The organism is Ovoidimarina sediminis (assembly GCF_032586175.1).
In the GTDB taxonomy this organism is placed as follows: domain Bacteria; phylum Pseudomonadota; class Alphaproteobacteria; order Rhodobacterales; family Rhodobacteraceae; genus Ovoidimarina; species Ovoidimarina sediminis.
This window is the reverse complement of the sequence record NZ_JAWHTE010000006.1, coordinates 197601-223245: the sequence shown is the minus strand read 5'-3', so window position 1 is coordinate 223245 and position 25645 is coordinate 197601. Positions and strand designations below refer to the sequence as shown.

28 protein-coding genes are annotated in these 25645 nt (G+C 65.0%); 12 read left to right on the top strand and 16 right to left on the bottom strand.

Annotation, left to right across the window (positions count from 1 at the left end):
* Positions 1 to 105 precede the first annotated feature (105 nt).
* Positions 106 to 270 carry a hypothetical protein gene (locus RXV90_RS09975; RefSeq protein WP_316648480.1) on the top strand — a complete coding sequence of 55 codons (165 nt, stop codon included), beginning with the start codon at positions 106 to 108 and terminating at the stop codon, positions 268 to 270.
* On the opposite strand, the gene RXV90_RS09970 is transcribed toward RXV90_RS09975, so the two are convergent.
* From RXV90_RS09970 to RXV90_RS09940, 7 genes are read right to left on the bottom strand one after another with little or no spacing between them, the layout of a single operon-like run.
* Positions 267 to 1058 carry an amino acid ABC transporter permease gene (locus RXV90_RS09970; RefSeq protein WP_316648479.1) on the bottom strand — a complete coding sequence of 264 codons (792 nt, stop codon included), beginning with the start codon at positions 1056 to 1058 and terminating at the stop codon, positions 267 to 269. The genes RXV90_RS09975 and RXV90_RS09970 overlap by 4 nt on opposite strands.
* Positions 1059 to 1092: 34 nt before the next feature.
* Positions 1093 to 1881 (bottom strand): transporter substrate-binding domain-containing protein, encoded by a 789-nt coding sequence (locus RXV90_RS09965; protein WP_316648478.1) that lies wholly within the window; start codon positions 1879 to 1881, stop codon positions 1093 to 1095.
* Positions 1882 to 1939: 58 nt separating this feature from the next.
* Positions 1940 to 2980: a HesA/MoeB/ThiF family protein gene (locus RXV90_RS09960; protein WP_316648477.1), complete on the bottom strand. Its 1041-nt coding sequence runs from the start codon at positions 2978 to 2980 to the stop codon at positions 1940 to 1942.
* A complete protein-coding gene (dut, locus tag RXV90_RS09955) occupies positions 2980 to 3453 on the bottom strand; it encodes a dUTP diphosphatase (protein WP_316648476.1) in 474 nt (157 codons plus the stop codon). The genes RXV90_RS09960 and dut overlap by 1 nt, the downstream gene beginning before the upstream one ends.
* The gene (gene coaBC / locus RXV90_RS09950) at positions 3450 to 4649 is read right to left on the bottom strand and encodes a bifunctional phosphopantothenoylcysteine decarboxylase/phosphopantothenate--cysteine ligase CoaBC (RefSeq protein WP_316648474.1); all 1200 of its coding nucleotides are present in this window, start codon (positions 4647 to 4649) and stop codon (positions 3450 to 3452) included. Before coaBC ends, dut begins: the two co-directional genes overlap by 4 nt.
* A gap of 48 nt (positions 4650 to 4697) precedes the next feature.
* Complete coding sequence (locus RXV90_RS09945; protein WP_316648488.1) at positions 4698 to 5462, bottom strand: ChaN family lipoprotein; 765 nt, start codon at positions 5460 to 5462, stop codon at positions 4698 to 4700.
* A gap of 53 nt (positions 5463 to 5515) precedes the next feature.
* Entirely contained in the window at positions 5516 to 6394 is an 879-nt protein-coding gene (locus RXV90_RS09940) for an RNA polymerase factor sigma-32 (protein WP_316648473.1), read from the bottom strand.
* A 161-nt stretch (positions 6395 to 6555) separates the two neighbouring features.
* Here RXV90_RS09940 and RXV90_RS09935 point away from each other — a divergent pair, with 161 nt between their 5' ends.
* The 3 genes from RXV90_RS09935 to RXV90_RS09925 are packed head-to-tail and all read left to right on the top strand — an operon-like array spanning position 6556 to position 9634.
* The gene (locus RXV90_RS09935; RefSeq protein ID WP_410482355.1) at positions 6556 to 7197 is read left to right on the top strand and encodes a histidine phosphatase family protein; all 642 of its coding nucleotides are present in this window, start codon (positions 6556 to 6558) and stop codon (positions 7195 to 7197) included.
* Positions 7194 to 8075 (top strand): glutathione S-transferase, encoded by an 882-nt coding sequence (locus tag RXV90_RS09930; protein ID WP_316648470.1) that lies wholly within the window; start codon positions 7194 to 7196, stop codon positions 8073 to 8075. Before RXV90_RS09935 ends, RXV90_RS09930 begins: the two co-directional genes overlap by 4 nt.
* 50 nt (positions 8076 to 8125) lie before the next feature.
* Positions 8126 to 9634, top strand: coding sequence for a YifB family Mg chelatase-like AAA ATPase (locus tag RXV90_RS09925; protein WP_316648468.1), 1509 nt, complete (start codon positions 8126 to 8128; stop codon positions 9632 to 9634).
* A 17-nt stretch (positions 9635 to 9651) separates the two neighbouring features.
* Here RXV90_RS09925 and RXV90_RS09920 read toward each other — a convergent pair whose 3' ends face one another.
* The 4 genes from RXV90_RS09920 to rsmI form a co-directional block, all read right to left on the bottom strand.
* Positions 9652 to 10536, bottom strand: coding sequence for an alpha/beta hydrolase (locus RXV90_RS09920; RefSeq protein ID WP_316648466.1), 885 nt, complete (start codon positions 10534 to 10536; stop codon positions 9652 to 9654).
* 4 nt (positions 10537 to 10540) lie between these two features.
* The gene (gshB, locus tag RXV90_RS09915; protein WP_316648487.1) at positions 10541 to 11479 is read right to left on the bottom strand and encodes a glutathione synthase; all 939 of its coding nucleotides are present in this window, start codon (positions 11477 to 11479) and stop codon (positions 10541 to 10543) included.
* A gap of 71 nt (positions 11480 to 11550) precedes the next feature.
* Positions 11551 to 11904 (bottom strand): YraN family protein, encoded by a 354-nt coding sequence (locus RXV90_RS09910; RefSeq protein WP_316648465.1) that lies wholly within the window; start codon positions 11902 to 11904, stop codon positions 11551 to 11553.
* Entirely contained in the window at positions 11901 to 12758 is an 858-nt protein-coding gene (gene rsmI, locus RXV90_RS09905; protein ID WP_316648464.1) for a 16S rRNA (cytidine(1402)-2'-O)-methyltransferase, read from the bottom strand. The genes RXV90_RS09910 and rsmI overlap by 4 nt, the downstream gene beginning before the upstream one ends.
* A gap of 87 nt (positions 12759 to 12845) precedes the next feature.
* Here rsmI and RXV90_RS09900 point away from each other — a divergent pair, with 87 nt between their 5' ends.
* The 3 genes from RXV90_RS09900 to murJ are packed head-to-tail and all read left to right on the top strand — an operon-like array spanning position 12846 to position 18415.
* Entirely contained in the window at positions 12846 to 14015 is a 1170-nt protein-coding gene (locus RXV90_RS09900; RefSeq protein WP_316648463.1) for a penicillin-binding protein activator, read from the top strand.
* Positions 13975 to 16791: a [protein-PII] uridylyltransferase gene (locus RXV90_RS09895; protein ID WP_316648461.1), complete on the top strand. Its 2817-nt coding sequence runs from the start codon at positions 13975 to 13977 to the stop codon at positions 16789 to 16791. The genes RXV90_RS09900 and RXV90_RS09895 overlap by 41 nt, the downstream gene beginning before the upstream one ends.
* A gap of 28 nt (positions 16792 to 16819) precedes the next feature.
* Positions 16820 to 18415, top strand: a complete 1596-nt coding sequence (gene murJ / locus RXV90_RS09890) for a murein biosynthesis integral membrane protein MurJ (protein WP_316648460.1) — start codon at positions 16820 to 16822, stop codon at positions 18413 to 18415.
* Here the strand turns inward: murJ and RXV90_RS09885 are convergent, their stop codons facing one another.
* On the bottom strand, positions 18416 to 19111 hold the full coding sequence (locus RXV90_RS09885) for a rhomboid family intramembrane serine protease (RefSeq protein ID WP_316648459.1): 696 nt from the start codon (positions 19109 to 19111) through the stop codon (positions 18416 to 18418).
* Positions 19112 to 19196: 85 nt separating this feature from the next.
* On the opposite strand from RXV90_RS09885, the gene trpS reads away from it, so the two are divergent.
* Together trpS and RXV90_RS09875 are read left to right on the top strand one after the other, a co-directional pair.
* Entirely contained in the window at positions 19197 to 20222 is a 1026-nt protein-coding gene (gene trpS / locus RXV90_RS09880) for a tryptophan--tRNA ligase (RefSeq protein ID WP_316648457.1), read from the top strand.
* A gap of 65 nt (positions 20223 to 20287) precedes the next feature.
* The gene (locus RXV90_RS09875; protein ID WP_316648456.1) at positions 20288 to 20704 is read left to right on the top strand and encodes a hypothetical protein; all 417 of its coding nucleotides are present in this window, start codon (positions 20288 to 20290) and stop codon (positions 20702 to 20704) included.
* Here RXV90_RS09875 and RXV90_RS09870 read toward each other — a convergent pair.
* The gene (locus RXV90_RS09870; protein ID WP_316648454.1) at positions 20701 to 21198 is read right to left on the bottom strand and encodes a GNAT family N-acetyltransferase; all 498 of its coding nucleotides are present in this window, start codon (positions 21196 to 21198) and stop codon (positions 20701 to 20703) included. The genes RXV90_RS09875 and RXV90_RS09870 overlap by 4 nt on opposite strands.
* Before the next feature lie 83 nt (positions 21199 to 21281).
* Here RXV90_RS09870 and RXV90_RS09865 point away from each other — a divergent pair, with 83 nt between their 5' ends.
* The gene (locus RXV90_RS09865; RefSeq protein WP_316648452.1) at positions 21282 to 21887 is read left to right on the top strand and encodes a flavin reductase family protein; all 606 of its coding nucleotides are present in this window, start codon (positions 21282 to 21284) and stop codon (positions 21885 to 21887) included.
* Between the two features lie 48 nt (positions 21888 to 21935).
* Positions 21936 to 22913: a hypothetical protein gene (locus RXV90_RS09860; protein WP_316648451.1), complete on the top strand. Its 978-nt coding sequence runs from the start codon at positions 21936 to 21938 to the stop codon at positions 22911 to 22913.
* Between the two features lie 321 nt (positions 22914 to 23234).
* Here RXV90_RS09860 and RXV90_RS09855 read toward each other — a convergent pair whose 3' ends face one another.
* Complete coding sequence (locus RXV90_RS09855) at positions 23235 to 23444, bottom strand: hypothetical protein (protein ID WP_316648449.1); 210 nt, start codon at positions 23442 to 23444, stop codon at positions 23235 to 23237.
* A gap of 355 nt (positions 23445 to 23799) precedes the next feature.
* Between RXV90_RS09855 and RXV90_RS09850 the strand changes: the two genes are divergently transcribed.
* Positions 23800 to 24684 carry an S-methyl-5'-thioadenosine phosphorylase gene (locus RXV90_RS09850; protein ID WP_316648448.1) on the top strand — a complete coding sequence of 295 codons (885 nt, stop codon included), beginning with the start codon at positions 23800 to 23802 and terminating at the stop codon, positions 24682 to 24684.
* Here RXV90_RS09850 and RXV90_RS09845 read toward each other — a convergent pair.
* Entirely contained in the window at positions 24643 to 24927 is a 285-nt protein-coding gene (locus tag RXV90_RS09845; RefSeq protein ID WP_316648447.1) for a DUF2798 domain-containing protein, read from the bottom strand. The two genes, RXV90_RS09850 and RXV90_RS09845, sit on opposite strands and share 42 nt — an antisense overlap.
* Positions 24928 to 25004: 77 nt before the next feature.
* Positions 25005 to 25595: a DUF1285 domain-containing protein gene (locus RXV90_RS09840; protein ID WP_316648446.1), complete on the bottom strand. Its 591-nt coding sequence runs from the start codon at positions 25593 to 25595 to the stop codon at positions 25005 to 25007.
* Positions 25596 to 25645: the final 50 nt, after the last annotated feature.

The window sequence follows — 25645 nt, the reverse complement described above, 5'->3', positions numbered from 1 at the left end:
CTCCCAGACAGGATGAATCACAAATCAGCTCCAACAGGAATCCCCGCGATTCAGGTTTTCAGTCGGATGCTTTAGGTTTGTGTCAACGCAATCAAGGAGATCGCCATGACCCGCGCGCGTCTGACACCGCTTGCTATTCTGCTCTTGAGCCTCGCCGCATGTGCGGAGCCGGGCACCTATCCTATCACCGGCGCTGAATGCGGGCCGGATGATCCGGTCAAATCCGTCGAAACCATGGGTTGCGCGCCGGGCGTTGTGGCCGGACTCTAGGGTTTCTGTCTCAACCGCTGTTCCAGGCGTCTGAGCGCCATCGATAGGGTGACAGTCATCAGAAGATAGATCAGCGCGACCACGTTGTAAGTTTCGAAATACCGGAAGTTGCCCGCGGCGGTGACCTTGCCCAATTGTGTGACATCCAGCACGCCAAGTACCGAGACAAGGCTTGAATCCTTAACCATCGCGATGAAATCGTTGCCGAGCGGCGGCAGGATCATGCGAAAGGCCTGCGGAAAGATGATCAGGCGAAATCGCTGCCAGCGGGAAAGGCCCAGCGCTTCCGCCGCTTCGATCTGGCCCTTGTCGATGGATTGAAGCCCGGCGCGAAACACCTCCGCGATGAAGGCCGAATAGCCGATCGTAAGCGCCAGGATCGCGCGCCAGAGAAGCGTGAAATCGCGGGTGCGGATCGGATCGAAGCCCACGGTTTCGGCCACCCAGTTCCATGCCGCGACAAGGGCAGGGGCGAAGACGAAGGCGACATAAAGCAGAAGAACGATGATCGGCACGCCGCGCACGATCTCGATGTAAAAGCGCGCGCATTGCCTGAGGATCAGCGAATTCGAGAGCGACGCGGTCGCCAGCAGAAGCCCGATGATCGAGGCGCTGAGGAAGCCGACGAGGGTGACGAAGATGGTGATCCAGACGCCTTTCGACAGCGTCGTGAGCACCTGGCGGTAAAGGTCGTCGGCCACGACCGCGTAGATCATCCAAACCGCGATGCCCCCGGCGACGAGCAGCCACCAGGGGAAATCCTTGTCGGGTTCGGGGGCCGGCGTCACGCGCGGGCCCCCGGTCTATCGCTGGTGGCCGGGATCACCCGCCGACTTTGAAGTCAAGGAACCACTTCTTGTTCAGCGCGTCGATCGTGCCGTCTTCCTTCATGTCGGCAATGGCCGCGTTCATGGGCTCGACGAGATCGGAACCTTTCGGGAAGATGAAACCGAAATCCTCGGTCCCGAGCTTTTCGCCCACGATCTTCAGCCCGCCCTCTGAAGCGGAAACATAGCCTTCACCTGCCGTCCCGTCGGTCAGCACGAGATCGACATCACCGGTGCGAAGCGCCTGGACGCCTGCGCCAAAGGTTTCGAACAGGATGATGCGAGGGTTCGCCTCGTTGCCGTCAAGCACGTCATAGACGCCCACGTAGAACGGCGTCGTGCCCGGCTGCGCGGCCATCAGAAGATCCTCGTTCGCCGCGAATTCGGCAGCGTTCGAAAAGCGCTCTTCATCGCCCCGCACCATCATCACCATTTCCGACCGCATGTAGGGTTCGGAGAAATCCACCACTTCGGCCCGATCCTCGCGAATCGTGATGCCGGTCATGCCCATGTCGAACTGGCCCTCGCCCACGGCGGCAATCATCGCGTCCCAGCTGATGTTCTCGTAGACGACATCAATGTTCAGCCGTTCGGCGATTTCCGCCATCGCGTCGTATTCCCAGCCGATCGCATTGCCCGAGGCGGGATCAACGAATTGCAGCGGCGGATAGGCGTTCTCGGTGACGACCACGACTTCGCGGCCCTCGAGATCGGGCAGATGCCCGCCCGCGAGGGCGGCTGTGGCAAAAAGGCCGGCGGCAAGCGCGGCGGCGATACGTTTCATGGCAGAACTCCCCATTCTTGTCGGACTGGCGCGGAGTATGGCGTAGTTCCGGGGGGCTTCAAGCGCTGCCGCCGCAAATCGAGCACTCGGGGCGGCGTTTCAGCTTGATAACGCGGGCCTCGGCGAAAAGCGCATCATAGATCATCATGCGGCCCTTCAGGCCCTCGCCGGTTCCCGTCAGCTCCTTGATCGCCTCGACCGCCATCATCGTGCCGATCACGCCGGGAAGCGGCCCCAGAACCCCGCCCTCGGCACAGCTTGGCGCGAGGCCGGGCGCGTTCGGTTCGGGGAAGACGCATTGGTAACAGGGGGCGCCGTCCCTCGGCGCGAAGGTGCTGATCTGGCCTTCCCATTGCGAGAGCGCGCCTGAAATCAGCGGCGTGCCCGTCGCCACGGCGGCCGCATTGATCGCATAGCGGCTGTCGGTGCCGTCCGTGCCGTCGAGGATCAGGTCGTACTCTGCGAAAAGCTCTTCCGCGATCTCCGCCGTCAGCTTCCGGTTATAGGGCTTCACGGTGATGAAGGGGTTTTGCGCCTCCATCGCCATCTGCGCGGAAAAAACCTTGGGCATCCCGATCCGGTCATCGGTGTGGATCACCTGGCGCTGCAGGTTGGAATTGGTGACGATGTCGTCGTCGATCACACCGATGGTGCCGACCCCGGCGGCAGCCAGATACATGAGCGCCGGGCTGCCAAGCCCGCCTGCGCCGATCACCAGAATCCTCGCCTCCTTCAGGCGCTTCTGGCCCTGCCCGCCGAGTTCACGCAGAACGATGTGCCGCGCATAGCGTTCGATCTCGGTTTCCGAACTGCGCGCGGCGTCGTTCTGCGGCTGGTTTTCCGGACGGACCCGGGATTTCAGCTGTCTGAGCCCCATGGAATAGGCCCAGACCGCAGCGACGAGCCCGCCGAGCACCAGCCATTCGGCAGTTGTTCCGCCCGCGAGGGATTGCAGCGGATGGGTGTCGGGGAAGGCGATCGTGATGGCGAGGATCGCGACATAAAGCAGCGCGATCATGATCCAGCGGGCGGAGCGGGGCGCCCCGAGCATCCGGCCGAGCAGCCAGAGCCCGGCGGCGAGACACAGGAAAAGAAGCATCAGGTTCGCCCGGTCGATCCGAAGCCGCCGGCGCCGCGGGCGGTGTGTTCAAGCCTGCGCGCCTCGGCAAAGGTTGCGCGCGCCACGGGCGCGATCACCGCCTGCGCGATGCGGTCGCCATGGCCGACCGTGAAAGGCGCGTCACCCAGATTGATCAGGATCACGCCCAACGGGCCGCGATAATCGCTGTCTATGGTACCCACTGCATTGGCCAGCGATATCCCGTGCTTCAGGGCGAGGCCCGACCGGGGGCGGATCTGCATTTCGAACCCGGCGGGGATCTGAACGCGCAGCCCCGTGGGAATGAGGGCCCGGCTGCCGGGGGCAAGGGTGATTCCATCTGCGCGCCTGTCTGCCGGCAGGTTGGCCCTCAGATCCGCTCCGGCGGCCCCGTCCGTTTCATAGCTTGGAAGCGGTATACCGGGATCCGCGCCGTCTTCGCGCAGGACATCGACAACCGGCGACGTGTTCATGCCGAAAACGCCTCGGCGATGCGGGCGGCAAGCTTCCGCGCCACCTCGCCCTTCGCCATGCGGGGCCAGTCTTCAGCCCCGTCGGCGGTGATCAGCGTCACCGCGTTTTCGCCGCCGCCCATGATCCCGGTTTCCGGGCGCACATCGTTGGCGAGGATCCAGTCGCAGCCCTTGCGCGCGCGCTTTGCCGTGGCATGGGCCACCACATCGTCGGTTTCGGCGGCGAAGCCCACGACGAGGGCGGGGCGGTTTCCCCCAAGGCCCGAGACATGGGCAAGGATATCGGGGTTCTCGGCGAAGGCGAGGGACGGGGGCCGCCCGCTTCCGTCCTTCTTCATCTTCGAGGTGGCGGCCTCGGCCATCCGCCAGTCGGCCACTGCGGCGGCGAAGATGCCTGCATCGGCAGGCAGGGCCGCGGTCACGGCATTGAGCATCTCCTGCGCTGTTTCCACCCGAACCACACGCACGCCACCCGGCGGCGGCACGCTCGCCGGGCCGGTGACGAAGGTGACATCGGCGCCAAGTGCGGCAAGCGCCCGCGCGATCGCGGTGCCCTGTGCGCCGGAGGAGCGGTTGGCGATATATCGCACCGGGTCGATTGGCTCATGGGTGGGGCCGGATGTGACGATCACGTGCCTGCCCCGAAGCGGCCCACCCGCCAGCGCGCGTTCGATATCCCCGAGGATCTCATGGGGTTCCGACATCCGGCCGGGGCCGAATTCGCCGCAGGCCATCGCACCTTCGACCGGCCCGGCGAAGAGAACACCATCGTCCTTCAGCGTCGCCGCATTGCGCTGCGTTGCCGGATGTTCCCACATCCGGACGTTCATCGCAGGCGCGATCAGAACGCGCTTGTCGGTGGCCATCAGAAGGGTCGAGGCCAGATCGTCGGCATGCCCACCCGCCATCTTGGCCATCAGGTCGGCGGTGGCGGGGGCCACGACCACCAGATCGGCCGCGCGGCTGAGTTCGATATGCCCCATCTCGGCCTCGTCGGTCAGGTCGAAGAGATCGAGGTAGACCTTGCTTGCCGCGAGTGCCGAAACCGAAAGAGGCGTCACGAATTCCTGCCCGGCCTTGGTCAGAACCGGCGTCACCTCTGCCCCCTGTTCGCGCAGCCGGCGGATCAGGTCTAGCGCCTTGAAGGCGGCGATTCCGCCGCCGATGATCAGGAGTATGCGCTTACCGTTCAGCATCCGCGCGAGCCTAGGATCAAGTGGCCGGGGCGGCAAGGGCGCGGCGCGCTATTGCTGGCCGAAGGCCGCACAGGGATCGGGTCGTTCGACGGGGTCGGTCACGATCCAGAGGTCGTAGGGTGCCGGGCCATTGGGCGCGCTTTCAAGCTGGCCGAGGGACAGAACGCTCGCGTCGGGCAAGGCGCCCGCCAGCATCGGCGGGATGCCCCAGTCGGTGCGGGCGTGCCCGTTCCCGGTGATCACCGCGACCGGCCCGCCGGTTTCCAGCATCGCGGCGACGATGGCGCGTGACAGGGCGGCGTCGCGCAAACGCTGGGCCTCGACCATTCCGGGCAGTACGTGCTCGGGCAGCGCGTCGCAATGGGCGGCCATCTGGAGCGCCTCGCGCCGGGTCTGCTGATCCTCGGGCAGGGCCGCGTCGAGGCCGAAAAGCGGGCTCGCGGCCCCGAAGACGGCCGCCGCGCCCTCTTCCACGGCGCGTCGCACCTCGCCCCTGGGCAGTGCGCCGCCGTAAAGCGCAGCGTCGGGGGCAGCGAGGAAGATCGGATGGTAGAGTGCGAAATCCGGCCATCCCGACTCCGTCCAGCCGAGCGCGGCGGCGAGCGCTCCCGCGTCATGGCGCGGAAGGCTCATGGCCGCATTCGCCTCGTCCGGCCCGAACATCTCGAACACAATCGCCCCGGGTCGCAGCGCTGCGATCGCCGTGGCCTGGTTGATGTGGTGCGCGGGATTGTCGTGCACCTCGCCCAGGATCACCACATCGGCCTCGATCCGCGCCAGATCGGGCAGGTCGATTTCCTCCGCCAGTGCCAGGGTGGAGAAAAAAAGGCCCGCCAGAAGCGGGCCCAAGCTCAGAGGGAAATGGTTCACGCGAAGAATTCGTGTACTTCTTTCGATTGCGCTTCGAGGTTCTTGCGCATCTTGCCGAAAGCGGCCGCTTCAAGCTGGCGCACGCGTTCTTTCGAGAGCCCCAGTTCGTTGCCGAGGCTTTCAAGCGTGCGGGGTTCGTCGCGCAGCTTGCGCTCGCGGACGATGAACCGTTCGCGTTCGTTCAATGCGCCCATGGCCGTCACCAGCCAGTCCCGCAGCGTATCGATATCCTTGTCATGCTCGACCTGCTCCGAGGCCACCGCATTTTCGTCTTCAAGCGCGTCAATCCACTCGCGCCCGTCTTCGTCGGCCGATTGTGTGGCATTCAGCGAGTAATCCGATCCCGCCAGTCTCCCTTCCATCATTTCCACGTCATGCAGCGGCACGCCCACTTCCGACGCGATCATATGGCGCATCTGATGGGCGTCGAGCCGCTCGCCGCGCGACGCCGCCTCACGCTCAAGCCGGGCCTGCACGCGGCGCATGTTGAAGAACAGCGATTTCTGGCTGGAGGTGGAGCCTGTGCGAACCATCGACCAGTTACGCATCACGTAATCCTGGATCGACGCCTTGATCCACCACACCGCGTAGGTCGAGAAGCGCACGCCGCGATCGGGGTCGAACTTGTCGGCGGCCTTCATCAAGCCAAGCGAGGCTTCCTGGATCAGGTCGTTCATCGGTGCGCCGTAGCGGCGGAACTTGGCCGCCATCGAGATCGCGAGACGCATATAGGCTGTGATCAGTCGGTGGAGGGCTTCCTCGTCCCGCTCATCGCGCCAGGCATAGGCAAGTTTCAGCTCTGTCTCAGCGTCCAGAAGCTCCGCCTGCATCGCGCGGCGCGACAGGGTTTGATCGGAAAAACCGTCCAGTGCCATTTGTAACCCCCGATGTTTAAACTCTGTTTGTTTGAACGGTGTACGGAGCCCGGATCTGAATGGATCAAATTTTTCTTCCGAATTTCTTGCCGGTTGCGGATTTCTTGCTATGTCGCAGCTGTCAATCTTCGGGGCATTTCGATTAAATCTTTGGAATCATGGTGAAGGATCGGACAATCTGGTGGGTACGGCATGGCCCGACCCATGCGAAAACCATGGTGGGCTGGTCGGATCTTCCCGCCGACCTTTCCGACCGCGACGGCCTCGCCCGGCTTTCCGATGCGCTGCCGGTTAATGTGCCGGTGATGTCCTCCGATCTCATCCGCACGCGGGCGACGGCAGAGGCGGTGCGGGGCGCACGCGCCCTTCTGCCGCCTGACCCGGCGCTTCGCGAAATGCATTTCGGGGCGTGGGAGTTGAAGGCCCATGCCGAAATCGAGGCTGAGGATCCCGAGCGCATTCGCGCCTTCTGGGAAACACCGGGTGAGGTGCGCCCGCCAGGGGGCGAAAGCTGGAACGATCTCGGGGCCCGGGTGTCCGAGGCGGTGGAGGCGCTTTTGGAAACTCACGGGCGGCTGATCGTCGTGGCCCATTTCGGCGTGATCCTGTCAGAGCTTCAGCGCATCCTCGGCTGGTCCGGCGACCAGACGTTTGCCCAGCGGATCGACCCGCTGTCACTGACCCAAATCGACTATGCGCCCCGGCCCCCCCGCGGCCCCGCTGATCAATCACCGTCCGTGATGGCCGAGGCCACGAAACGTCGTTTTGGGCTTTCCCAGTTCCGGCCTAGGCTGTGGCCATGATCTATGACCTTTTCATCGGCGACGAAAGCTTTTCAAGCTGGTCCCTGCGCGGCTGGCTGATGTTCGAACAATTCGGGCTGCCCGTCCGCGTGCATCTCGTGGGCCTCTATTCCGGCACTCTGGCGGAAGATCTTGCGCCGCTGGCGCCCGCCCGGCTCGTTCCCGTGATGTGCACACCCGATGGTATCGTGATCGGCGATACGCTGGCGATGGCCGAAACGCTGGCCGAGCGGCATCCCGCTGCGGACCTTTGGCCGGCGGATGCGGCAGCGTGCGGGCTGGCTCGCTGGATCGTGGCGGAGATGCATTCGGGCTTCGGCGCGCTCAGAAGCGCCTGCCCGATGACCCTGCGAAATGCCTGGGTGGGGTTCGAGCCATCGGATGCCGTGCGTGCAGATGTCGCGCGGATCGAAGAGCTTTGGTTGCTGGCCCGCGCGCGTCATGGCACCGAAGACAGCCCTTGGCTTTTCGGCCGCTACTGCCTGGCGGATGTCTTCTATGCCCCCGTGGCCGCACGGATCGCGGCCTATGATCTGCCGGTGGGCCCGGCGGCCCGCGCCTATGTCGATGCGCATCTTTCCGATCCCGCGTTCCGCCGCTGGCGGGCGCGCGGACAGGCCAGACAGTACGATCCGCTGCCATACGCGATGGATTTGCCGAAGGCGCCCTGGCCCGGTCCCGCTCCCCGCCAAGCGCATGCCGTGGAAGCCGGGCCGTCCGAGAATGCCGCCTGCCCCTATTCGGGCAAGCCGGTGACCCATTTTCTCGGGATCGAAGGCCGGATCTTCGGCTTCTGCAACCCGGTCTGCCGCGATAAGACCGTGGCGGATCCCGAGGTCTGGCCCGCCTTCCGCGATCTTCTGGAAAGATCCTGTTAACCAAGTTGTAACGCTGTCCCGACTAGCCTTCGGCGTGAAAGGGGGCCGGGATGGTAGTGCGGGCCTATTCAGTGGCGTTCGAGGGCGTTGAAGCGCGACTGGTCGAGGTGCAATGCGCGATTTCGCCCGGGCTTCCCTCCTTCTCGATCGTGGGGCTGCCCGACAAGGCGGTGTCGGAGGCGCGCGACCGCGTGCGCGCGGCGCTGACAGCGATGTCGATCGCCCTGCCGTCCAAGCGGATCACCATCAACCTTTCTCCGGCTGATCTGCCCAAGGAGGGGTCGCATTTCGATCTGCCGATCGCCGTGGCGATCCTCGCAGGGCTATCGGTCATCCCTGCCGAAGAGGTGGAGGGGATCGTGGCGCTGGGCGAGTTGTCGCTCGACGGATCGCTCGTGCCCGTCTCGGGCGCCCTTCCCGCGGCGGCGGCGGAGGCCGGCCGCACGCTTCTCTGCCCAGACGGCAGCGGGCCCGAGGCCGCCTGGGTCTCGACCGTCAGGGTGATCGCGCCACCCACACTCGCCGCGGTCGTGCGGCACTATTCCGGGCAAGCGCCGCTTGCCCCGGCAGAGCCGGGTGCGGTGACGGGTGCGCCCGACACCCGCGATCTCCTCGACGTGAAGGGGCAGGAACGCGCCAAGCGCGCCCTCGAAATCGCGGCTGCCGGGCGGCATCACCTTCTGTTCGTCGGCCCGCCGGGATCAGGCAAGTCGATGCTGGCCGCCCGGCTTCCGGGCCTCCTGCCGCCGTTGTCACCCGAGGAGGCACTTGAAACCTCGATGATCCATTCGTTGGCCGGGCTTCTCGACGAAGGCGGGATCTCGCGGCTGCGCCCGTTTCGCGAGCCGCATCACACCGCCTCGATGGCCGCGATCGTGGGCGGCGGAAAGGGGGCGAAACCCGGGGAGATCTCGCTGGCTCACAATGGCGTGCTGTTCATGGACGAGTTCCCCGAGTTTGCCCGGCCCGTGCTCGAAACCCTGCGCCAGCCCGTCGAGACGGGCGATGTCGTGGTGGCCCGCGCCAATGCCCATGTGCGCTATCCCTGCCGGTTCATGCTGGTTGCGGCCGCAAACCCGTGCCGCTGTGGGCACATGACCGACCCGTCGCGCGCCTGCGCACGGGTGCCGCAATGCGGCGAGGATTACCTCGGCCGGATCTCGGGGCCGCTGATGGACAGGTTCGATCTGCGGGTCGATGTGCCGCCGGTTGCCTTCACCGATCTCGATCTGCCCGTCTCCGGGGATGGGTCGGCCACCGTGCGCGGCCGGGTTGAAGCGGCGCGGGCACGGCAGGCGGCGCGCTATGCAAACGTGCCTCACGCACGGCTCAATGCCGATGCCGAAGGGCCGGTGCTGACGGAGGTCGCCACGCCCGATGCGGCGGGCCGCGCGCTCCTCACCCGGGTGGCGGAGCGGTTCGGCCTGTCGGCGCGCGGCTATCACAGGGTTCTGCGCGTCTCGCGGACGATCGCCGATCTCGATCAATCCGACGACGTGCGCGAAACGCATGTGGCGGAAGCCGTGAGTTACCGGCTGGCGGGCGCGGGCATGGGCTGATCCCTACCGGGGGCCGGTCAGGCCGGCAGCGTATCGAGGAAGGCCGCCACATCCTCGAAACTCCGCCGTCCTTCCGGAAGCCGGTTTCCCAGAAGCGGCCAGACATGGATGGCATCCTCGACTTCCGTAACAGTCACGTCGCCGCCTGCTGCCCGAAGCTTTTCGGCCATGCGCCGCGTGTCGTCGTAAAGAATCTCGGTGCGTGCGACCTGCATCATGACCGGTGGCGGCGCGTCGAAGCTGGCGAAATGCGGCGAAACGCGCGGGTCGTCACGCGGCCCGTCGCCGGTGACGAAAGACACCAGATCCTCCAGCCGGTCAGCGGGCAGGATGCGGTCGCGCGCGGCATTCGCAGTGATGCTGTCGCCCGAGGCCGTCAGATCCGTCCAGGGGGAGAAGGCGAAAAGGGCGCGGGGGCGGCGCCCGTCCGCGCAAAGCCGCGCGAGCAGGGCCAGCGCCAGCCCGCCGCCCGCGCTGTCGCCGCCGAGGATGATCTCGGTCGGATCGGTCCCCATCTCCTCCATTGCGTCGAAGGCGCAGAGCGCATCGTCGAAGGCCGCCGGTGCGGGGTGTTCGGGGGCAAGACGGTAGCGCGCCGTGATCACTTGCCGCCCCGTGGCGCGCGCAAGGCAGCCCGCGAGCGCGCGATGCGTTTGTGGCGCTCCGCAGATATAACCGCCGCCGTGGAAATAGAGGATCGTCCCTGATGCGCGGGGCTCCGGGGGTGCGAAGGAGAGGCCGAGGGGATGGGGCCGCATCTCGACGCCTGAGGGGCAGGGCAGAAGCCGGGTGAAGAGGTTGAAGTCGCGCCGCGCTTCGGCGGGCCCGGGCGTTCGGGCCAACTGCGCGCGCAGCACGTGACGCGCAACGAGGTTGACGACCGTACAGCGCAGGCTCGGCACCGCGCTAGCCCGCCACCCGGGCTTCGATTGCATCCCAGATCCGGCCCGCGACGTTCATGCCCTCGAAGCGTTCGAGTTCCTGGATGCCCGTGGGCGAGGTCACGTTGATCTCTGTCAGCCAGTCGCCGATCACGTCGATCCCCACGAAGACTTGGCCCTTCTCGCGCAGAAGCGGGCCGATCGCGGCGCAGATCTCGCGATCGCGGTCGGTCAGCCCGATCTGCTCGGGTCGCCCGCCCACATGCATGTTGGAACGGGTTTCACCTTCCGCCGGAACACGGTTGATAGCGCCTGCCGGTTCGCCGTCGACCAGGATTATGCGCTTGTCGCCCTTTGATACGGCGGGGAGGAACTTCTGCACGATCAGCGGCTCGCGGTTGATGCCGGTGAACATCTCGTGAAGGCTCGCGAGGTTGCCGTCGCCTGGGGCAAGGCGGAAAACGCCTGCGCCGCCGTTGCCGTAAAGCGGTTTGACGATGATATCGCCGTGGTCGCGGCGGAAGTCGCGGATCGTGTCGAGGTCGCGTGCGATCAGGGTGGGGGGCGTAAGCTCGGGGAAGGTGAGGACAAGAAGCTTTTCGGGAAAGTTCCGAACCCAGAACGGATCGTTCACCACAAGCGTCTGGCCGGCCAGGAAATCAAGCAGGTGTGTCGTTGTGATATAGCTCATGTCGAAGGGCGGATCCTGGCGCAGCCAGACCACGTCCAATTCTGCGAGGTCGACCTCGCGTTCCCCGCCCAGCGCCACGTGATCGCCCCGCACCCGGCGCAACGTCATGTCGTGCCCGCGGGCCAGAACGCGGCCGCTTCTGTAGGCCAGCTTTTCCGGCGTGTAGAAGAAAAGGCTGTGCCCCCGGGCCTGCGCCTCTTCAGCAAGCCGGAACGAGCTGTCCGCGTCGATGTTGACCCCGGTGATCGGGTCCATCTGGAAGGCCACTTTCAGCACGTTTTCGCTCCGCCTCTGCGTCGTTCTGCGCTCTAAATGGCAGTGCGGTGCGTAAGAAACAATGCCGCTCAGGCGGCAAGCGCGTTCTCGATGATCTCGAACCGCCCCATGGCATCGACAAGCGCGACGTCGAAACAGGCCGGCGTGTCGGTGCCCCGGGGCTCGTCGCCAAGAAAGGTTTCCGCGGCACGCAACAGGCGCTTCACCTGCCCGGGCCGCAGCCGTTCCGCCGCTGCGGCGGTATCCTTGGCGCGCTTCACCTCGATGAAGATCACCATGTCCTTGTCACGGGCGATCAGGTCGATTTCGCCCGCCGCGCAGCGCCAGCGTTCTGCGGCGATGGCGTGGCCCGCCATCCGATAGGCGGCGCAAATGCTTTCTTCGGCGGCCAGCCCGGCCCGGTAGGAGACGTATCCGCTCATGACTTTCCCTTCCGCTCCAGCGCCATCTGGTAAACATCGCGCCGGGGCAATCCCGTTTCTTCGGCCACCTGGCGCGCGGCGTCCTTCACCGTCATTTCCTTCAGCGCCTCGTCCAGCATTTCGCCCACATCTTCCGACGCGGGGCCGCCGCGCCTGCGGTCGACAAGCAGCACGATTTCGCCCCGGGCCTCCCGTTCGCCGAATGCCTCAACCAGATCATCGAGCGTGCCCCGCACGGTTTCCTCGAACTTCTTGGTTAGCTCCCGGCAGACCGCCGCCTCTCTCTCGCCCCCGAGTTCTGACACAAGACATCTAAGGCTAGGTAAAAGCCTCCGCCCCGTTTCAAAGAAAACCAGAGTCGCCGGAACCTCGCCGAGTTCGCGCAGGACCTTCCGGCGCGCACTGTCCGTCGGCGGCAGAAATCCGGCAAACAGAAACCGGTCACTCGGCAGGCCCGCCACCGCAAGCGCCGCCAGAACCGCCGAAGCGCCCGGGGCACTGTAGACCGGGTGGCCCGCATCGATCGCGGCACGCACCAGGGCATATCCCGGATCGGCCACAAGCGGCGTGCCCGCATCGGAAACCTGCGCCACGCGCTTCCCTTCGCCCAGGGCCGTCAGGATGCGGGGCCTTTGCTGCGCGCCGTTGTGGTCGTGATAGGGCAAAAGCGGGCGCCCGCCCAGGGGAATGCCGTGAATTTCAAGGAGTTTCCGCGCCCGCCGCGTATCTTCGGCCAGAAGCATATCCGCGTCTCGCAGGATATCGAGGGCCCGGAGCGTGATGTCGCGGGCTGCGCCGATCGGCGTTGCAACCACGTAAAGGCCGGGCGCCAGATCAGCCGGATCCCGCGACATGAACATAACTCCCCCTGCGGCATGATTTACACGGGTTTCTCCAGCGCATAGGGTGCCGCCAACCCAGGAAGCCGCGCGAGGTTCATCATGGTCGCCCTTTTCCGTTCCCGCCGCAAGTTCATGCGTGCGGTTCTAGCCGGTGCCGCCGCTCTCGGGCTCGCGGCCTGCGAGCCGATGTCCGTCGGCGGTTTCGATGGCGGCCGGATGGGCGCGTCCGATCCGGTCGAGGTGGCGCTTCTTGTGCCGCAGACGGGTTCGGCGGCGGGACTGGCGGGCAGTCTCGAAAATGCCGCGCGCCTTGCGATCTCGGATCTGAGCGGCGTCGAGATCCAGCTTGCGGTCTACGACACGGGCGGCACCGCCGACGGTGCAGCGGCCGCTGCACGCGCCGCTGCCTCGGATGGGGCAAAGGTGATTCTCGGCCCCGTCTTCGCCGATGCCGCCGCGGCTGCGGGCGCGGCCGTGCGCGGGCGCGGGCTGAACGTGCTGTCATTCTCGAACAACCCCGCCGTGGCGGGCGGAAACGTCTATATCCTCGGCTCCACCTTCCAGAATACGGCCGACCGGCTTGCCTCCTACGCCGCACGCCAGGGGATCACGAGCGTTGCGATCGTGCAGGGCGAAAGCACGGCGGAATCGATCGGGGCCGCCGCGATCTCTCGCGCGCTGGCGACGAACGGGGTGCGGCTTGCCACCACCGCGAGCTTCCCGCTCAGCCAGAACGGGATCGTCAGCGCGGTTCCGGGCATTGCCGACCAGATCAACGCCTCGGGTGCCACGGGCGTCTTCCTGACCTCGGGCAATGACGGCGCGCTGCCGTTTCTGGTGGAGCTTCTGCCGAACGAGGGCGTGTCGAACGCCACCCATCAGCTGATCGGGCTTCAGCGGCTCGATATCCCGTCGACGGCGGTGGATCTGTCGGGGCTTCAGGGCGCCTGGTTTGCAACGCCAGATCCGGGGCTCCAGGCGCAATTCTCGTCGCGCTACCAGGGCGCGTTTGGCTTCGCGCCGCACCCGCTTGCGGGCCTGGCCTATGACGGGATCGCCGCGATCGGGGCGCTCGCCACCACCGGAAGCAGCACACCCTTCGATACGGCGTCGCTCACCCGGCCTACGGGCTTTGCCGGCGTGAACGGAGTGTTCCGGCTCAACCAGAACGGCACCAATACGCGCGGCCTTGCGGTTGCGCAGATCCAGAATCGACAGGTCGTGATCCTTGACCCCGCCCAAAGAAGCTTTGGCGGCGCCGGTTTCTGAACCGCGGCTGCCCGACAGCGCCGCGCCGGTCGACGACGGCCTGATCTGCCCCGCGGATCAGGTCTTCGATCCGGTCGTTGTGGCCGCCGCGCTGAAGGACGCGACGCAGAACCTCTCCCAGCAGGCCGAGATCCGGAATGCCGCGGTCAAGGTGCTGAAGCCGGTGATCGCGGCGGGCCGGGAGAAGATCGCGGAGGCCTTCACAGCCAACCCGCAGGATGCCCGCGGTGCCTCGCAGGCCTACCGCTTCCTGACCGACAGCGTTGTCGGCACCGTCTATGATCTGGCGATCCGGCGGCTCTACCCCCGCGCCAACCCAAGCGAGGGCGAACGGATCGCCCTCGTCGCAGTTGGGGGTTACGGGCGGGGCGAGATGGCCCCCTTCTCGGATGTCGATCTTCTGTTCCTCGTGCCGCACAAGGCGACAGGCTGGGTCGAGAGCGTGATCGAAAGCATGCTCTATATATTCTGGGATCTGCACCTCAAGGTCGGCCATGCGACCCGGTCGATCCGCGATTGCGTGCGGCTGGGGCGCGAGGATTACACGATCCGCACGGCGCTTCTCGAACATCGGCACCTGTTTGGAAATGCCGACCTGACCCGCGAACTCGAAGCGCGGCTGTGGAAAGAGCTTTTTCGGAATTCGAGCGCCGATTACATCGAGGCGAAGCTGGCCGAACGCAGCGAGCGGCACCAGAAACAGGGCGGCCAGCGCTACATGGTCGAGCCCAACGTCAAGGAAGGGAAGGGCGGGCTTCGGGATCTTCAGACGCTCTACTGGATCGCGAAATACGTCACCCGCGCGCAAAGCGCGGCCGATCTGGTGGCGGAAGATGCGTTCAGCGCCGAGGAATACGAAAACTTCCGCGCGGCCGAGACGTTCCTGATGGCGGTCCGCTGCCATCTTCACCTGATCGCGGGCCGTGCGATGGATCAGCTGACCTTCGACATGCAGGTCGAAGTGGCCGAGCGCATGGGATACAAAGACCACGGCGGGCGCCGCGCGGTGGAACACTTCATGCAGGATTACTTCCGCCAGGCGACGATGGTGGGGGAAGTCACCCGCATCCTTCTGACGAACCTGGAAGCGCGGCACGCAAAGCCCGCGCCGGCGCTGGTGCGTCTCCTGACCCGGCGGAAGAAGGTGAAGGACGGCTACAGGATCGTCCACAACCGGATCACCTATGAAAAGGAAGCGGTCTTCCTGAAGAGCAAGCTGAACCTGCTCAGGATCTTCGAAGAGGCGCTGCGGACGGGCTATCTCCTGCATCCCGACGCGATGCGCACGATTTCCTCGAACCTCCACATGATCGATGACGAGGTGCGCGGCGACGCGGAAGCCCAGCGCATCTTCATCGATCTGCTTCTGAAGCATGGCAATCCGGAACGCGCGCTCAGGCGTATGAACGAGCTTGGCGTGCTGTCTGCCTTCATCCCCGAATTCGCACCGATCGTGGCGATGATGCAGTTCAACATGTACCATCACTTCACGGTGGACGAGCACACGATCCAGTGCATCGCGACGCTTGCGAAGATCGAGCGCGAGGAATTGGTGGAAGAGCTTCCCGTGGCAAGCCGGATCCTGAAGGAGGGCGTGAACCGCCGGGTCCTCTACATCGCGCTTCTTCTGCACGATATCGGGAAGGGGCGGGACGAGGATCATTCGGTTCTGGGCGCGAAGATCGCGCGCAAGGTGGCGCCGCGGCTCGGCTTCAAGAAGGACGATGCGGAAACGGTGGAATGGCTCGTCCGCTACCACCTCCTGATGTCCGATATCGCCCAGAAGCGCGACCTGGCCGATCCGCGCACGATCCGGGATTTCGCGAAGGCGGTGAAAACGAAGAAGCGGCTTGATCTTCTGACGGTTCTCACGGTCTGCGACATCCGGGGCGTTGGCCCGGGGACATGGAACAACTGGAAGGCGCAGCTTCTTCGCACGCTCTATCGCGAAACGGCAGTGGCGCTGGAAACCGGGCTCGAGGATCTCAACCGCGAGGCGCTGGAGGCCGAGGGAAAGCGCGCGCTGCGCGAGGCGCTGTCCGACTGGGACACCAAGGATCTCAGGGCCGAGACGGCGCGGCATTACGGGCCGTACTGGCAGGGCCTGCCCACATCCGCCCACGTGGTCTTCGCCAATCTGTTGCGCGAGATCGGCGACGACGAAGTGCGGATCGATCTCTACCCCGATACCGACCGCGACGCGACGCGCGCCTGTTTTGCGCTGCACGATCATCCCGGCATCTTTTCGCGTCTCGCCGGGGCGCTGGCGCTGGTCGGTGCCAACGTCGTCGACGCGCGCACCTATACTTCGAAAGACGGCTTCGCCACGGCGGTGTTCTGGGTGCAGGATATCGATGGGCGGCCCTTCGACGAACACCGCCTGCCGCGGCTTCGCGCGATGATCGAAAAGACGCTGAAGGGCGAGGTCGTGGTGCGCGATGCGGTGAAGGACCGCGACAAGATCAAGAAGCGCGAGCGCGCGTTCCGGGTTCCGACTTCGATCACCTTCGACAACGAAGGGTCGGAGATCTACACGATCATCGAGGTCGATACGCGCGACAGGCCTGGCCTTCTCTACGACCTGACCCGCAGCCTTGCGGCGGCGCATGTCTACATCGCGAGCGCAGTGATTGCGACCTATGGCGAACAGGTGGTGGATACCTTCTATGTGAAGGACATGTTTGGGCTGAAATACCATTCCGAAAACAAGCAGCGCTCGCTCGAGAAACGCCTGCGCGAGGCGATCGAACGCGGCGCCGAGCGGGCGCGGCAATGATCCGCCCCTTCGCCGGCGGGGGGCGCTGATGCCGGCGATCCGCATGGCGCGAAGCTTCTTCACGGTTGGCGTCTGGACGCTGGCAAGCCGCATCCTGGGCTTCGTGCGCGATATCCTGATCGCGGCGACCATGGGGGCGGGGCCGGTGGCCGAAGCCTTCCTCATCGCCTTCAGCCTGCCCAACATGTTCCGCCGCTTCTTCGCCGAGGGCGCGTTCAACATGGCCTTCGTGCCGATGTTTTCGAAGAAGGTGGAAAGCGGCGAGGATCCCGGCGGTTTTGCACAGGATGCGTTTTCCGGGCTCGGGTTCCTGCTTTTGGTCTTCAGCGTCCTGGCCATCGTCTTCATGCCCGTTCTCGTGCTGGCGATGGCCTCGGGCTTTGCAGACGATGCGCGGTTCGACCTTGCCGTGCTCTACGGTCGGGTCGTCTTCGGGTATATCTTTTTCATCTCGCTCGCGGCGCTTCTGTCGGGCGTATTGAACGCCACGGGGCGGTTTGCGGCGGCGGCGGCAGCGCCGGTTCTTCTGAACGTCATCCTGATCGTGGCGCTTCTTCTGGCGGATACCGGGTGGTTTGCAGAGGCCATAAGCTTCGGGCCCGAAGTTATGGGTGACGTTCCGGGCGTTCATCATGGCGATCTTGTCACCATCGGTGTCGTGGTCGCCGGGATCGGGCAGCTTGCTCTGCTTCTCTGGGCCGCGAAGCGGGCGGGCTACGGCTTCCGCATCACGCGCCCGCGGCTGACGCCGGAACTGAAGCGGCTCGCGATCATCGCCGCGCCTGCGGCCCTTGCGGGCGGGGTTGTGCAGGTCAACCTTCTGGTCGGGCGCCAGGTCGCGTCGTTCTTCGACGGGGCGGTCGCGTGGCTCAGCTATGCCGACCGGCTTTACCAGTTGCCGCTGGGTGTGGTGGGAATCGCCATCGGCATCGTTCTTCTGCCCGAACTCTCGCGGCGGCTTCAGGCCGAAGATACGGTCGGGGGGCGCGAGGCGTTCAACCGGGCGGGCGAGATCGCGCTTGCGCTGACGGTGCCCGCGGCAGTGGCGCTGATCGTGATGCCGGGGCCGCTCGTCTCGGTTCTGTTCCAGCGCGGCGCCTTCGATGCCGAAGACACCACGGCCACCGCGCTTGCCGTCGCGGTCTATGGCGCGGGGCTTCCCGCCTTCGTCCTTCAGAAGGTCCTTCAACCCCTTTACTTCGCCCGCGAGGATACGAAGCGGCCCTTCTACTTCGCCCTTGTCGCACTGATCGTGAATGCCGCGATTGCGATCGGGCTCGCCCCTGTCATCGGCTATATCGCGGCGGCGGTCGGAACGACCGTGGCGGGCTGGGCGATGACCTGGCTACTCTGGCGCGGCGCGCGCGGCATGGGGCCGGCCTCGGAATTCGACGATCGCTTCTGCAATCGTGCCCCGCGTATCCTGATCGCTGCCGTCGGGATGGGGGCCGCGCTCTACGTCGTCCTCATGCTTGCCGGCCCGGTCTTCGCCGTACCGACGCTGCGTTACGGGGCGCTGGCGCTTCTCGTGCTGTTCGGGATCTTCGCTTACGCGCTCTTCGGCCGGATCGCCCGGGCCTTCACGGTGTCGGAAATGACGCGATCCCTGCGCCGGCGCGGATGATCAGCGCTGTCGAAGCCGGTTGATCAGCCGCGCCCAGCCTCCCGGCACCACGACGAAGGACAGAACGAAGCCTGCGACGAAACCCGCCACATCGGCGATCCAGTCGGGCCCCTTGCCGAACAGAAGCCCGAAGACAAGCTGGATGAACAAGAGCGCCGCGATCAGTGTGAACGCCCGCGCCTGCGGCCCACCGGTGACGCTGTAATGCGTCCAGAGGATGAAGGAATAGGCCCCGATCAGCCCGTAAACGCCGGGGTAACCGCCGATCAGCGGGTTCTGCGCTTCCGTCAGAAGCGCATAGATCCCGGCCCCGAAAACGGCCGATCCGAAAAAGACGATGAAGACGGCGAGCGACCCCATCACCTCGCCCACCATCTTGCCAAGGGCGAGAAGGAAGACGAGCACCATCAGCATATGGGTAAAGCCCCAGTGCAGGAACGGATAGGTCACGAAGCGCGCGAGATCGGGGGCATTCCAGCGTCCGGTCGAGGCCATCCATTCAACCACGGGCGAAAAGAAACCGAAGCGCTCGATCGCGGCAAGCCGCCAGCCCACGGCCTCGGGCCCGCCCGCAAGCCCGGTGGTGCCCGCGATGAAGGCGATTTCCGCAAGGATCATCGGCAAGGCCAGCAACACGACGGCGACCGGCAGCGGATTGACCGGCGAGGCGTCGGGGTCGCTCGGCTGATATGACATGGCTCTGCTCGTGGCCTTTCTTGACGGGCTCTCCGCCCATCGTTAAGCGACAGCGGTCCAAAAATCCAGAAACTGGAGCATCGACATGGGCGACACCGCCTTCACACCGCGCGTCTTTTCCGGGATCCAGCCTTCGGGCGGCCTGACGCTTGGCAACTATCTCGGCGCTATGCGGCGCTTCGTCGAGATGCAGGATGCCGGCACCTACGAGACGATCTATTGCATGGTTGACCTGCACGCGATCACGGTGTGGCAGGAGCCGGACGCGTTGCGAAAGAACACGCGCGAGCTTGCCGCCTTCTTCATCGCCGCCGGTATCGACCCGGAACGCTCCATCCTCTTCAACCAGAGCCAGGTGCCCGAGCACGCGCAGCTTGCGTGGATCTTCAACTGCGTTGCGCGCATGGGCTGGATGGGCCGGATGACCCAATGGAAGGACAAGGCCGGGAAGAACTCGGAAAACGCCTCGCTGGGGCTGTTCGCCTATCCGGCGCTGATGGCCGCCGACATCCTGATCTACCACGCGACGCACGTGCCAGTGGGCGAGGATCAGAAGCAGCACCTGGAACTGACACGCGACATTGCGCAGAAGTTCAACAACGACTTCAAGGTGGATTTCTTTCCCATCACCGAACCGGTGATCGAAGGCGCCGCGACGCGGGTGATGAGCCTGCGCGACGGGTCGAAGAAGATGTCGAAATCCGACCCTTCGGATATGAGCCGGATCAACATGTCCGACGATGCCGATACGATCGCGAAGAAGATCCGCAAGGCGAAGACGGATCCCGAGCCTTTGCCGGATACGCTCGACGGCCTGAAGGACCGGCCCGAGGCGCGCAATCTCGTCGATATCTACGCGGCTCTTTCAGGGATGACCGCCGAACAGGTGATCGCCGATGCCGCCGGTCAGCAGTTCGGGCAATTCAAGCCCGCGCTTGCCGAACTCGCGGTGGAGAAGATCGCCCCGATCTCGGCCGAGATGCGGCGGCTCATGGCTGACGAGGCGGAAATCGACCGCATCCTGGCCCGGGGCGCGGAACGGGCGCGCGAGATCGCAATCCCGATCCTTGCGAAGACCTACGACATCGTCGGCCTGCTGGGCGCGCGCTGACGGCAGGCTGGTTCTGACGCCCGGACGCTGCTAGGTGTTCGGGCGTCGGTTACGGGGCGAATGGCATGGCGGGCGAGCTTCCGGAGTATTACTTCAGGGTGCGCGAGCAGGGCGCGGCGGTCTATCGCGTCGAGACCGACAATCCCGAACGCCGGCTCGAACTGAACCAGATCGCTGTCGTGAACACCAAGCGTGGCGACTGGAAACCGCAAGGCGCGACCGAACTGACAGCGGCCGACGAGGCGGCCATCGCCGATTGGCTGGCCCACCGCCAGGCGGTTCTGGCGGAACGGCGGCTCGACGATATCCACCGCGCGGTCGATCACCTCAATCTCACCGCGGCCTGGGCGCAGTCGCAGGCCACGGATGCAGAGCTCGAGGGGGTGACCGACACCCTTCTCCTCGCGATGCACGATCTCAGAACAGTTCTGATCCGGCGGAAGGCCGACCGTATCGACCGGGCCGATGGCGCAGACGGTTAGGCGGGATCGCCGGTTTCGGCGACGCTCCTGACGGTTCCTTCGATGCCGTCCCATGCCGCTGGCTTAAGCGCGCGGCCCAGCACCCGATCCGGGTTCGTCGGCGGCGGCATGACGACTCCGCTGAGCTTCCGGAACCCGAAGCGCCCGTAATAGGGGGCATCTCCCACCAGCATCACGCGCGTCCAGTCGGCCGCCCGCGACAGGCTTTCCTCGATCAGAACCGCCCCCAGCCCCTCGCCCTGATGCGTCGGGTGCACCGCAATGGGGCCCAGAAGAAGGCACGGCGCCCCGCCCACCGAAACCGGCCAGTACCGGATCGCGCCCACGAGAATGCCAAGTTCGTCCCGCGCGGTCAGGCAAAGATGGCCAACCGGCTCCACGCCGTCACGCAGCCGGTAGGACGACAGCGCCTCGCGCCCCGGCGCAAAGCAGAGGTCGTAAAGGGCCTCGACCTCCCACCAGTCTTCCGGCGTTTCCTGCGCGAGGGTGATCACCCGCCGCCTCCGTCACAGTTTTCGGCTGGAATCGCCCGTAGCACGCCGGTAGGTGAGGGACAAACCGACAGGGAAGACCGCGCATGTTTTATCGCCCCGAGGACGGCCACGGCCTGCCGCACAACCCGTTCAACGCGATTGTCACGCCCCGGCCGATCGGCTGGATCTCGACGCGCGGCGCGGACGGCTCGGAAAACCTGGCGCCGTATTCCTTCTTCAACGCGGTCGCCTATGTGCCGCCGCAGGTGATGTTCGCCTCGACCAGCGCGAAGCCCGACCGCGACGGCACGAAAGACACGATGGCGAACATCCGCGAAACGGGCGTCTTCTGCGTCAACATCGTCGAATACGCGATGAAAGACGTGATGAACCGCACATCCGGCCCCTGGCCGAAGGAGGTGGACGAGTTCGAGGATGCGGGGATCGCGCGGGTGGAGTGTGAAACCATTCCCTGTTCCCGCGTCGCCGCCGCGCCCGCGAACCTCGAATGCCGCCTGTCCCAGATCGTGAAGCTCGAAGGCGAGGCGAACTTCCTTGCCGTGGGCGAGGTCACGGGGGTGCACATGCGAGACGATTGCCTGAAGGACGGAATCTTCGACGTGCTCGCTTTCAACCCGCTGACGCGGATGGGCTATCGCGATTACAGCGTGATCCGCGAAAAGTTCAGCCTCTCGCGTCCGGGCGAGTAGCACGCCGATCCACGCACAAAAGCGTGATGCGCCCGATCCGTCACTCTCATGCCAGATTCGTTGCCGACACTGGTTGCAATCTTCGGGATGGGCGAGGCGATGTCTTCAAACCTCAAACAGATCAGGCGCGCTTTCGATTGGTTACCCTCCTGGGTGCCAACCGCCTTCGGTGTCGCGGTCTTTTATGCCCTCATCACCTATGACAATCTGGCGGCCGACTGGGTCCATGCCCATCCGTCCGCCTTCGTCGCGCTGATCGGCGTCGCATCCTACCTCCTGTTTTTCGGTACGTTCGCCTGGGATCTGCGCTACGGTCAGGATGCTTTTGCGGAGGTGCGCGCAAGGATCCGATCCAACATCTCCGAACCGAACGAACCGACGGTGGGCCTCTGGATCATTCTGGGCCTGCTGATTCTTACCATCGTGGCGGTAATCGTGGCGGCCCTGTTCTATGCCCAACCTCGGGGCGAGACCCGGCCCATGCTGATCATCATCCTGGGCGGGCTGACCGCCGGTGCCGGCGCACCGTTCCTGATCCCGCCGACCGTGTTCGTTGCCGGGCTTCTCAGCCCTGCCTCCTGCTTTACCGTGACCTTCACCACCCGCCTCGCCACGCCCTGCCCAGACGCGCTGACACGGCGTGCGGCGCTTGAGAAGCGGCCGCAGCCGCAGGGGCTCACCGCGCTCCGGCCCATGGGCGATGGCCGCTTCCGGGCGGATGCGGTCTATCTGGGCGCGATGCTGATGCGGCACGGAACGGACTATACCCTGACACGCGGGAGCGACGGGTCGCTCGCGATCGCAAGCCAGACGGACGCCGGGGATCGGGAAGTCGCTCAGCTCACGCAAACCGGACCGCAGGAGATCGAAACCGAGGTCGAGGTGTCCTGCAACGGCGCCTGGACACGGGGCTTCCTTCGCCTCGCAGGCATATCCGGTTACGCCCGCCTCGTCGCCGAGGTCGAGGAGGCCGTGCTGGCCACGATGCTTGGAACCGATGCGGTGCGTGGCAATCTTCACGTCTGAGAGCCCGGCCAACCAGACGCCTGACGTCCCCTCATGTGATTGGAAAAAAGCGCGGGCCTTCGCGCACCTGCCTGCCCGGGACTTCACGCTTTCCGATGCCGTGGGTTTTCGTGGTTTCTGCCACTCCTGCAGTGGGGCGTTACGGTTCTGATCGGGGCGGGGGTCGTTCTCATTCTTGTTTCCAGGCAGCGCGCGGTGGCATCAGCATCGCATTTCCGGTGCATCTTCACCGACATTGGCACGGAAACAACGAAAGCCGCGCTTCACAAGCGCGGCTTTTTCGCAGAAAGCGGGCAAACACACACCCGCTTGTACAGGGCTTTACGCGGCGGCGGGAACTTCGGCGCCGGCGTTCAGCAGGTCTTCAAGCGCGGTCGGAACCAGGCCGGTGCGCGAGAAGGTGCCAAGCTCTTCCTCGATCTGGGCAAGCTGCTCGTCCGTGAAGGACGCCAGAAGGCCGCGGTAGATGGCCTGGGCGGGATCGGTGGCCCGGAAGGTGGCGGCTTGGATCATGTTCGTTGCGTCCAGCATTTTGGTTACTCCGTTACTCGTTGTCGTTTCGTTAAGGATGTTTTCGCCTTTGAAACGGTCCGCATTGGGGCGGATGAGAGGAGTTGTAAGGACTTTTTGTGTCACTGAATGTGAGCGAGATTACTTAAGCGGATCTTATTTGGCCCGTTCTGTGTGCTGCATCACCCACGCATGCCCAATTGTGGCGGGATCGCCACAATTCAGGGGGTTAACCTTAAAGATGAAGGGCTCAGGGCGCGGGGCCGCCAGAATCACCCGGCCCCGCGTTGCCGGATTCTCTCTCTGACGTTCTTTCGATTTGCATTCGGCTCAGCGCCCGACAGTATGCCCGCTGACAGGCACAGCGGAGGTCGGGATGACGGAAACCATGATCGCGATTGTTGGCGGATCGGGCCTTTACGAAATCGACGGGCTGGAAGACGCCCGGTGGCAGATGGTCGAAACGCCCTGGGGCGCGCCGTCGGACCAGATCCTGACGGGGGTGCTTCAGGGCGTGCGGATGGCCTTTCTGCCGCGCCACGGACGCGGCCATGTGCATTCCCCCACCACCGTGCCCTACCGCGCCAATATCGACGCGCTGAAGCGGCTTGGCGTGACGGATGTGTTCAGCGTCTCTGCCTGCGGCAGTTTCCGCGAAGAGATGGCGCCGGGCGATTTCGTGATCGTCGATCAGTTCATCGACCGCACCTTCGCGCGCGAGAAATCCTTTTTCGGCACCGGCTGCGTCGCCCATGTCAGCGTGGCGCACCCGACCTGCGCGCGTCTCGGCACGGCGGCGAAGACAGCGGCGGAATCCGAGGGGATCACCGTCCACGATGGCGGCACCTATCTCGCGATGGAGGGGCCGCAATTCTCCAGCCTCGCCGAATCGAAGCTCTACCGCGAGGTGTGGGGTTGCGACGTGATCGGCATGACGAACATGCCTGAGGCCAAGCTCGCACGCGAGGCAGAGCTTTGCTACGCCTCCGTCGCCATGATCACCGATTACGACAGCTGGCATCCCGATCACGGCGAGGTCGACGTGAACGAGATCATCCGCACCCTTCTGGGCAATGCCGACAAGGCCAAGGGCATGGTCGCGCGGCTTCCGGGGCTGTTGGGGGCCGAACGCGCCCCATGCCCGCACGGCTGCGACCGGGCGCTCGACTACGCGATTCTGACGGCACCCGACAGGCGCGATCCAGAGGTTGTGGCGAAGCTAGACGCGGTTGCCGGTCGGGTTCTCGCGTCCGCCGGTTAGGTCGCGCGCATCGGTGATGTCTTCGCGCGTCAGCCGATCCACGATGCGCCGCACCACAGGGGCGAAGAAATAGGCGGCCGGGAAGGCGACGCACCAGCTCGTCAGCCAGGCCGACAACCAAAGCCGGACGAATTCCGCCGGCATCCCGATCGATTTCACCGTCGCGACGAAGCACACCATGCAGGACATGCCTCCTGACAGAAGCAGTGCAAACAGGATCGGTGCATATTTCTTCGGCAGCATGGATATTCCCTGTGCGATCTCCGCTGGATACCGCCATTCCCAGGCAGAGTCATCCCGCAGATTTGCACAGACCGGTCTCAGCCGGCGCCATCCCCGGCCGGGGCGATCGGGAAGAACCGGCCCGAAGACCAGACGCCGAACCAAGTTTCGCCCGCGTGCACACGGGGCTCTGCGATGTCGACTAGACGGTAAAAGCTTTTTCGGTCGATCAGCGCCTCAAGCCTGTCCCGCACAAGCACATAGGGCGATGGCTCCTCGGTTTCGGGATCGCGTGTGATGCGGATCGGCGTGGCGTCTCCGGCGGTAACAAGATCGCCCACATTCGTCTCGAAGATGATCTTCTGATCCGTTCCGCTGCCCGAAACCTCGAAATCCACTGCAACGAAGGGCGCGTCGTCGACGCGGATACCCACCTTCTCGACGGGGGTGACCAGAACGTAACGATCCCCTTCCTTGCGCAGGATCGTCGAAAACAGCCGCACAAGGCCGGGGCGCCGGATCTCAGATCCTTCGTGATACCACGTGCCATCGCGGGCAATGTGGATATCGATCTCCCCGCAATCCGGCGGATTCCACAGGTGAATCGGTGGCAAACCGCCCTTTGATGCGGCACGCGCGCTCGTCTCGAGGCTTTTTGCGTCGGGGGGCGGAGGGGATTCGGCGCTCATCTGGTCACTACACGACTTTGCCATTTGTCCTTGGAAAGATAGTTCCAGAT

Bases quoted from the DNA above. Each gene is read 5' to 3' on its own strand.
- RXV90_RS09845 (WP_316648447.1), bottom strand. From the start codon at position 24,927: ATGCTGCCGAAGAAATATGCACCGATCCTGTTTGCACTGCTTCTGTCA.
- dut (WP_316648476.1), bottom strand. From the start codon at position 3,453: ATGAACACGTCGCCGGTTGTCGATGTCCTGCGCGAAGACGGCGCGGAT.
- RXV90_RS09860 (WP_316648451.1), top strand. From the start codon at position 21,936: ATGCCAGATTCGTTGCCGACACTGGTTGCAATCTTCGGGATGGGCGAG.
- RXV90_RS09975 (WP_316648480.1), top strand. From the start codon at position 106: ATGACCCGCGCGCGTCTGACACCGCTTGCTATTCTGCTCTTGAGCCTC.
- coaBC (WP_316648474.1), bottom strand. From the start codon at position 4,649: ATGCTGAACGGTAAGCGCATACTCCTGATCATCGGCGGCGGAATCGCC.
- RXV90_RS09960 (WP_316648477.1), bottom strand. From the start codon at position 2,980: ATGCTTCTTTTCCTGTGTCTCGCCGCCGGGCTCTGGCTGCTCGGCCGG.
- RXV90_RS09940 (WP_316648473.1), bottom strand. From the start codon at position 6,394: ATGGCACTGGACGGTTTTTCCGATCAAACCCTGTCGCGCCGCGCGATG.
- RXV90_RS09925 (WP_316648468.1), top strand. From the start codon at position 8,126: ATGGTAGTGCGGGCCTATTCAGTGGCGTTCGAGGGCGTTGAAGCGCGA.
- RXV90_RS09900 (WP_316648463.1), top strand. From the start codon at position 12,846: ATGGTCGCCCTTTTCCGTTCCCGCCGCAAGTTCATGCGTGCGGTTCTA.
- RXV90_RS09930 (WP_316648470.1), top strand. From the start codon at position 7,194: ATGATCTATGACCTTTTCATCGGCGACGAAAGCTTTTCAAGCTGGTCC.
- murJ (WP_316648460.1), top strand. From the start codon at position 16,820: ATGCCGGCGATCCGCATGGCGCGAAGCTTCTTCACGGTTGGCGTCTGG.
- RXV90_RS09875 (WP_316648456.1), top strand. From the start codon at position 20,288: ATGGCGGGCGAGCTTCCGGAGTATTACTTCAGGGTGCGCGAGCAGGGC.
- rsmI (WP_316648464.1), bottom strand. From the start codon at position 12,758: ATGTCGCGGGATCCGGCTGATCTGGCGCCCGGCCTTTACGTGGTTGCA.
- RXV90_RS09885 (WP_316648459.1), bottom strand. From the start codon at position 19,111: ATGTCATATCAGCCGAGCGACCCCGACGCCTCGCCGGTCAATCCGCTG.
- RXV90_RS09855 (WP_316648449.1), bottom strand. From the start codon at position 23,444: ATGCTGGACGCAACGAACATGATCCAAGCCGCCACCTTCCGGGCCACC.
- RXV90_RS09910 (WP_316648465.1), bottom strand. From the start codon at position 11,904: ATGAGCGGATACGTCTCCTACCGGGCCGGGCTGGCCGCCGAAGAAAGC.
- RXV90_RS09965 (WP_316648478.1), bottom strand. From the start codon at position 1,881: ATGAAACGTATCGCCGCCGCGCTTGCCGCCGGCCTTTTTGCCACAGCC.
- RXV90_RS09850 (WP_316648448.1), top strand. From the start codon at position 23,800: ATGACGGAAACCATGATCGCGATTGTTGGCGGATCGGGCCTTTACGAA.
- RXV90_RS09840 (WP_316648446.1), bottom strand. From the start codon at position 25,595: ATGAGCGCCGAATCCCCTCCGCCCCCCGACGCAAAAAGCCTCGAGACG.
- trpS (WP_316648457.1), top strand. From the start codon at position 19,197: ATGGGCGACACCGCCTTCACACCGCGCGTCTTTTCCGGGATCCAGCCT.
- RXV90_RS09865 (WP_316648452.1), top strand. From the start codon at position 21,282: ATGTTTTATCGCCCCGAGGACGGCCACGGCCTGCCGCACAACCCGTTC.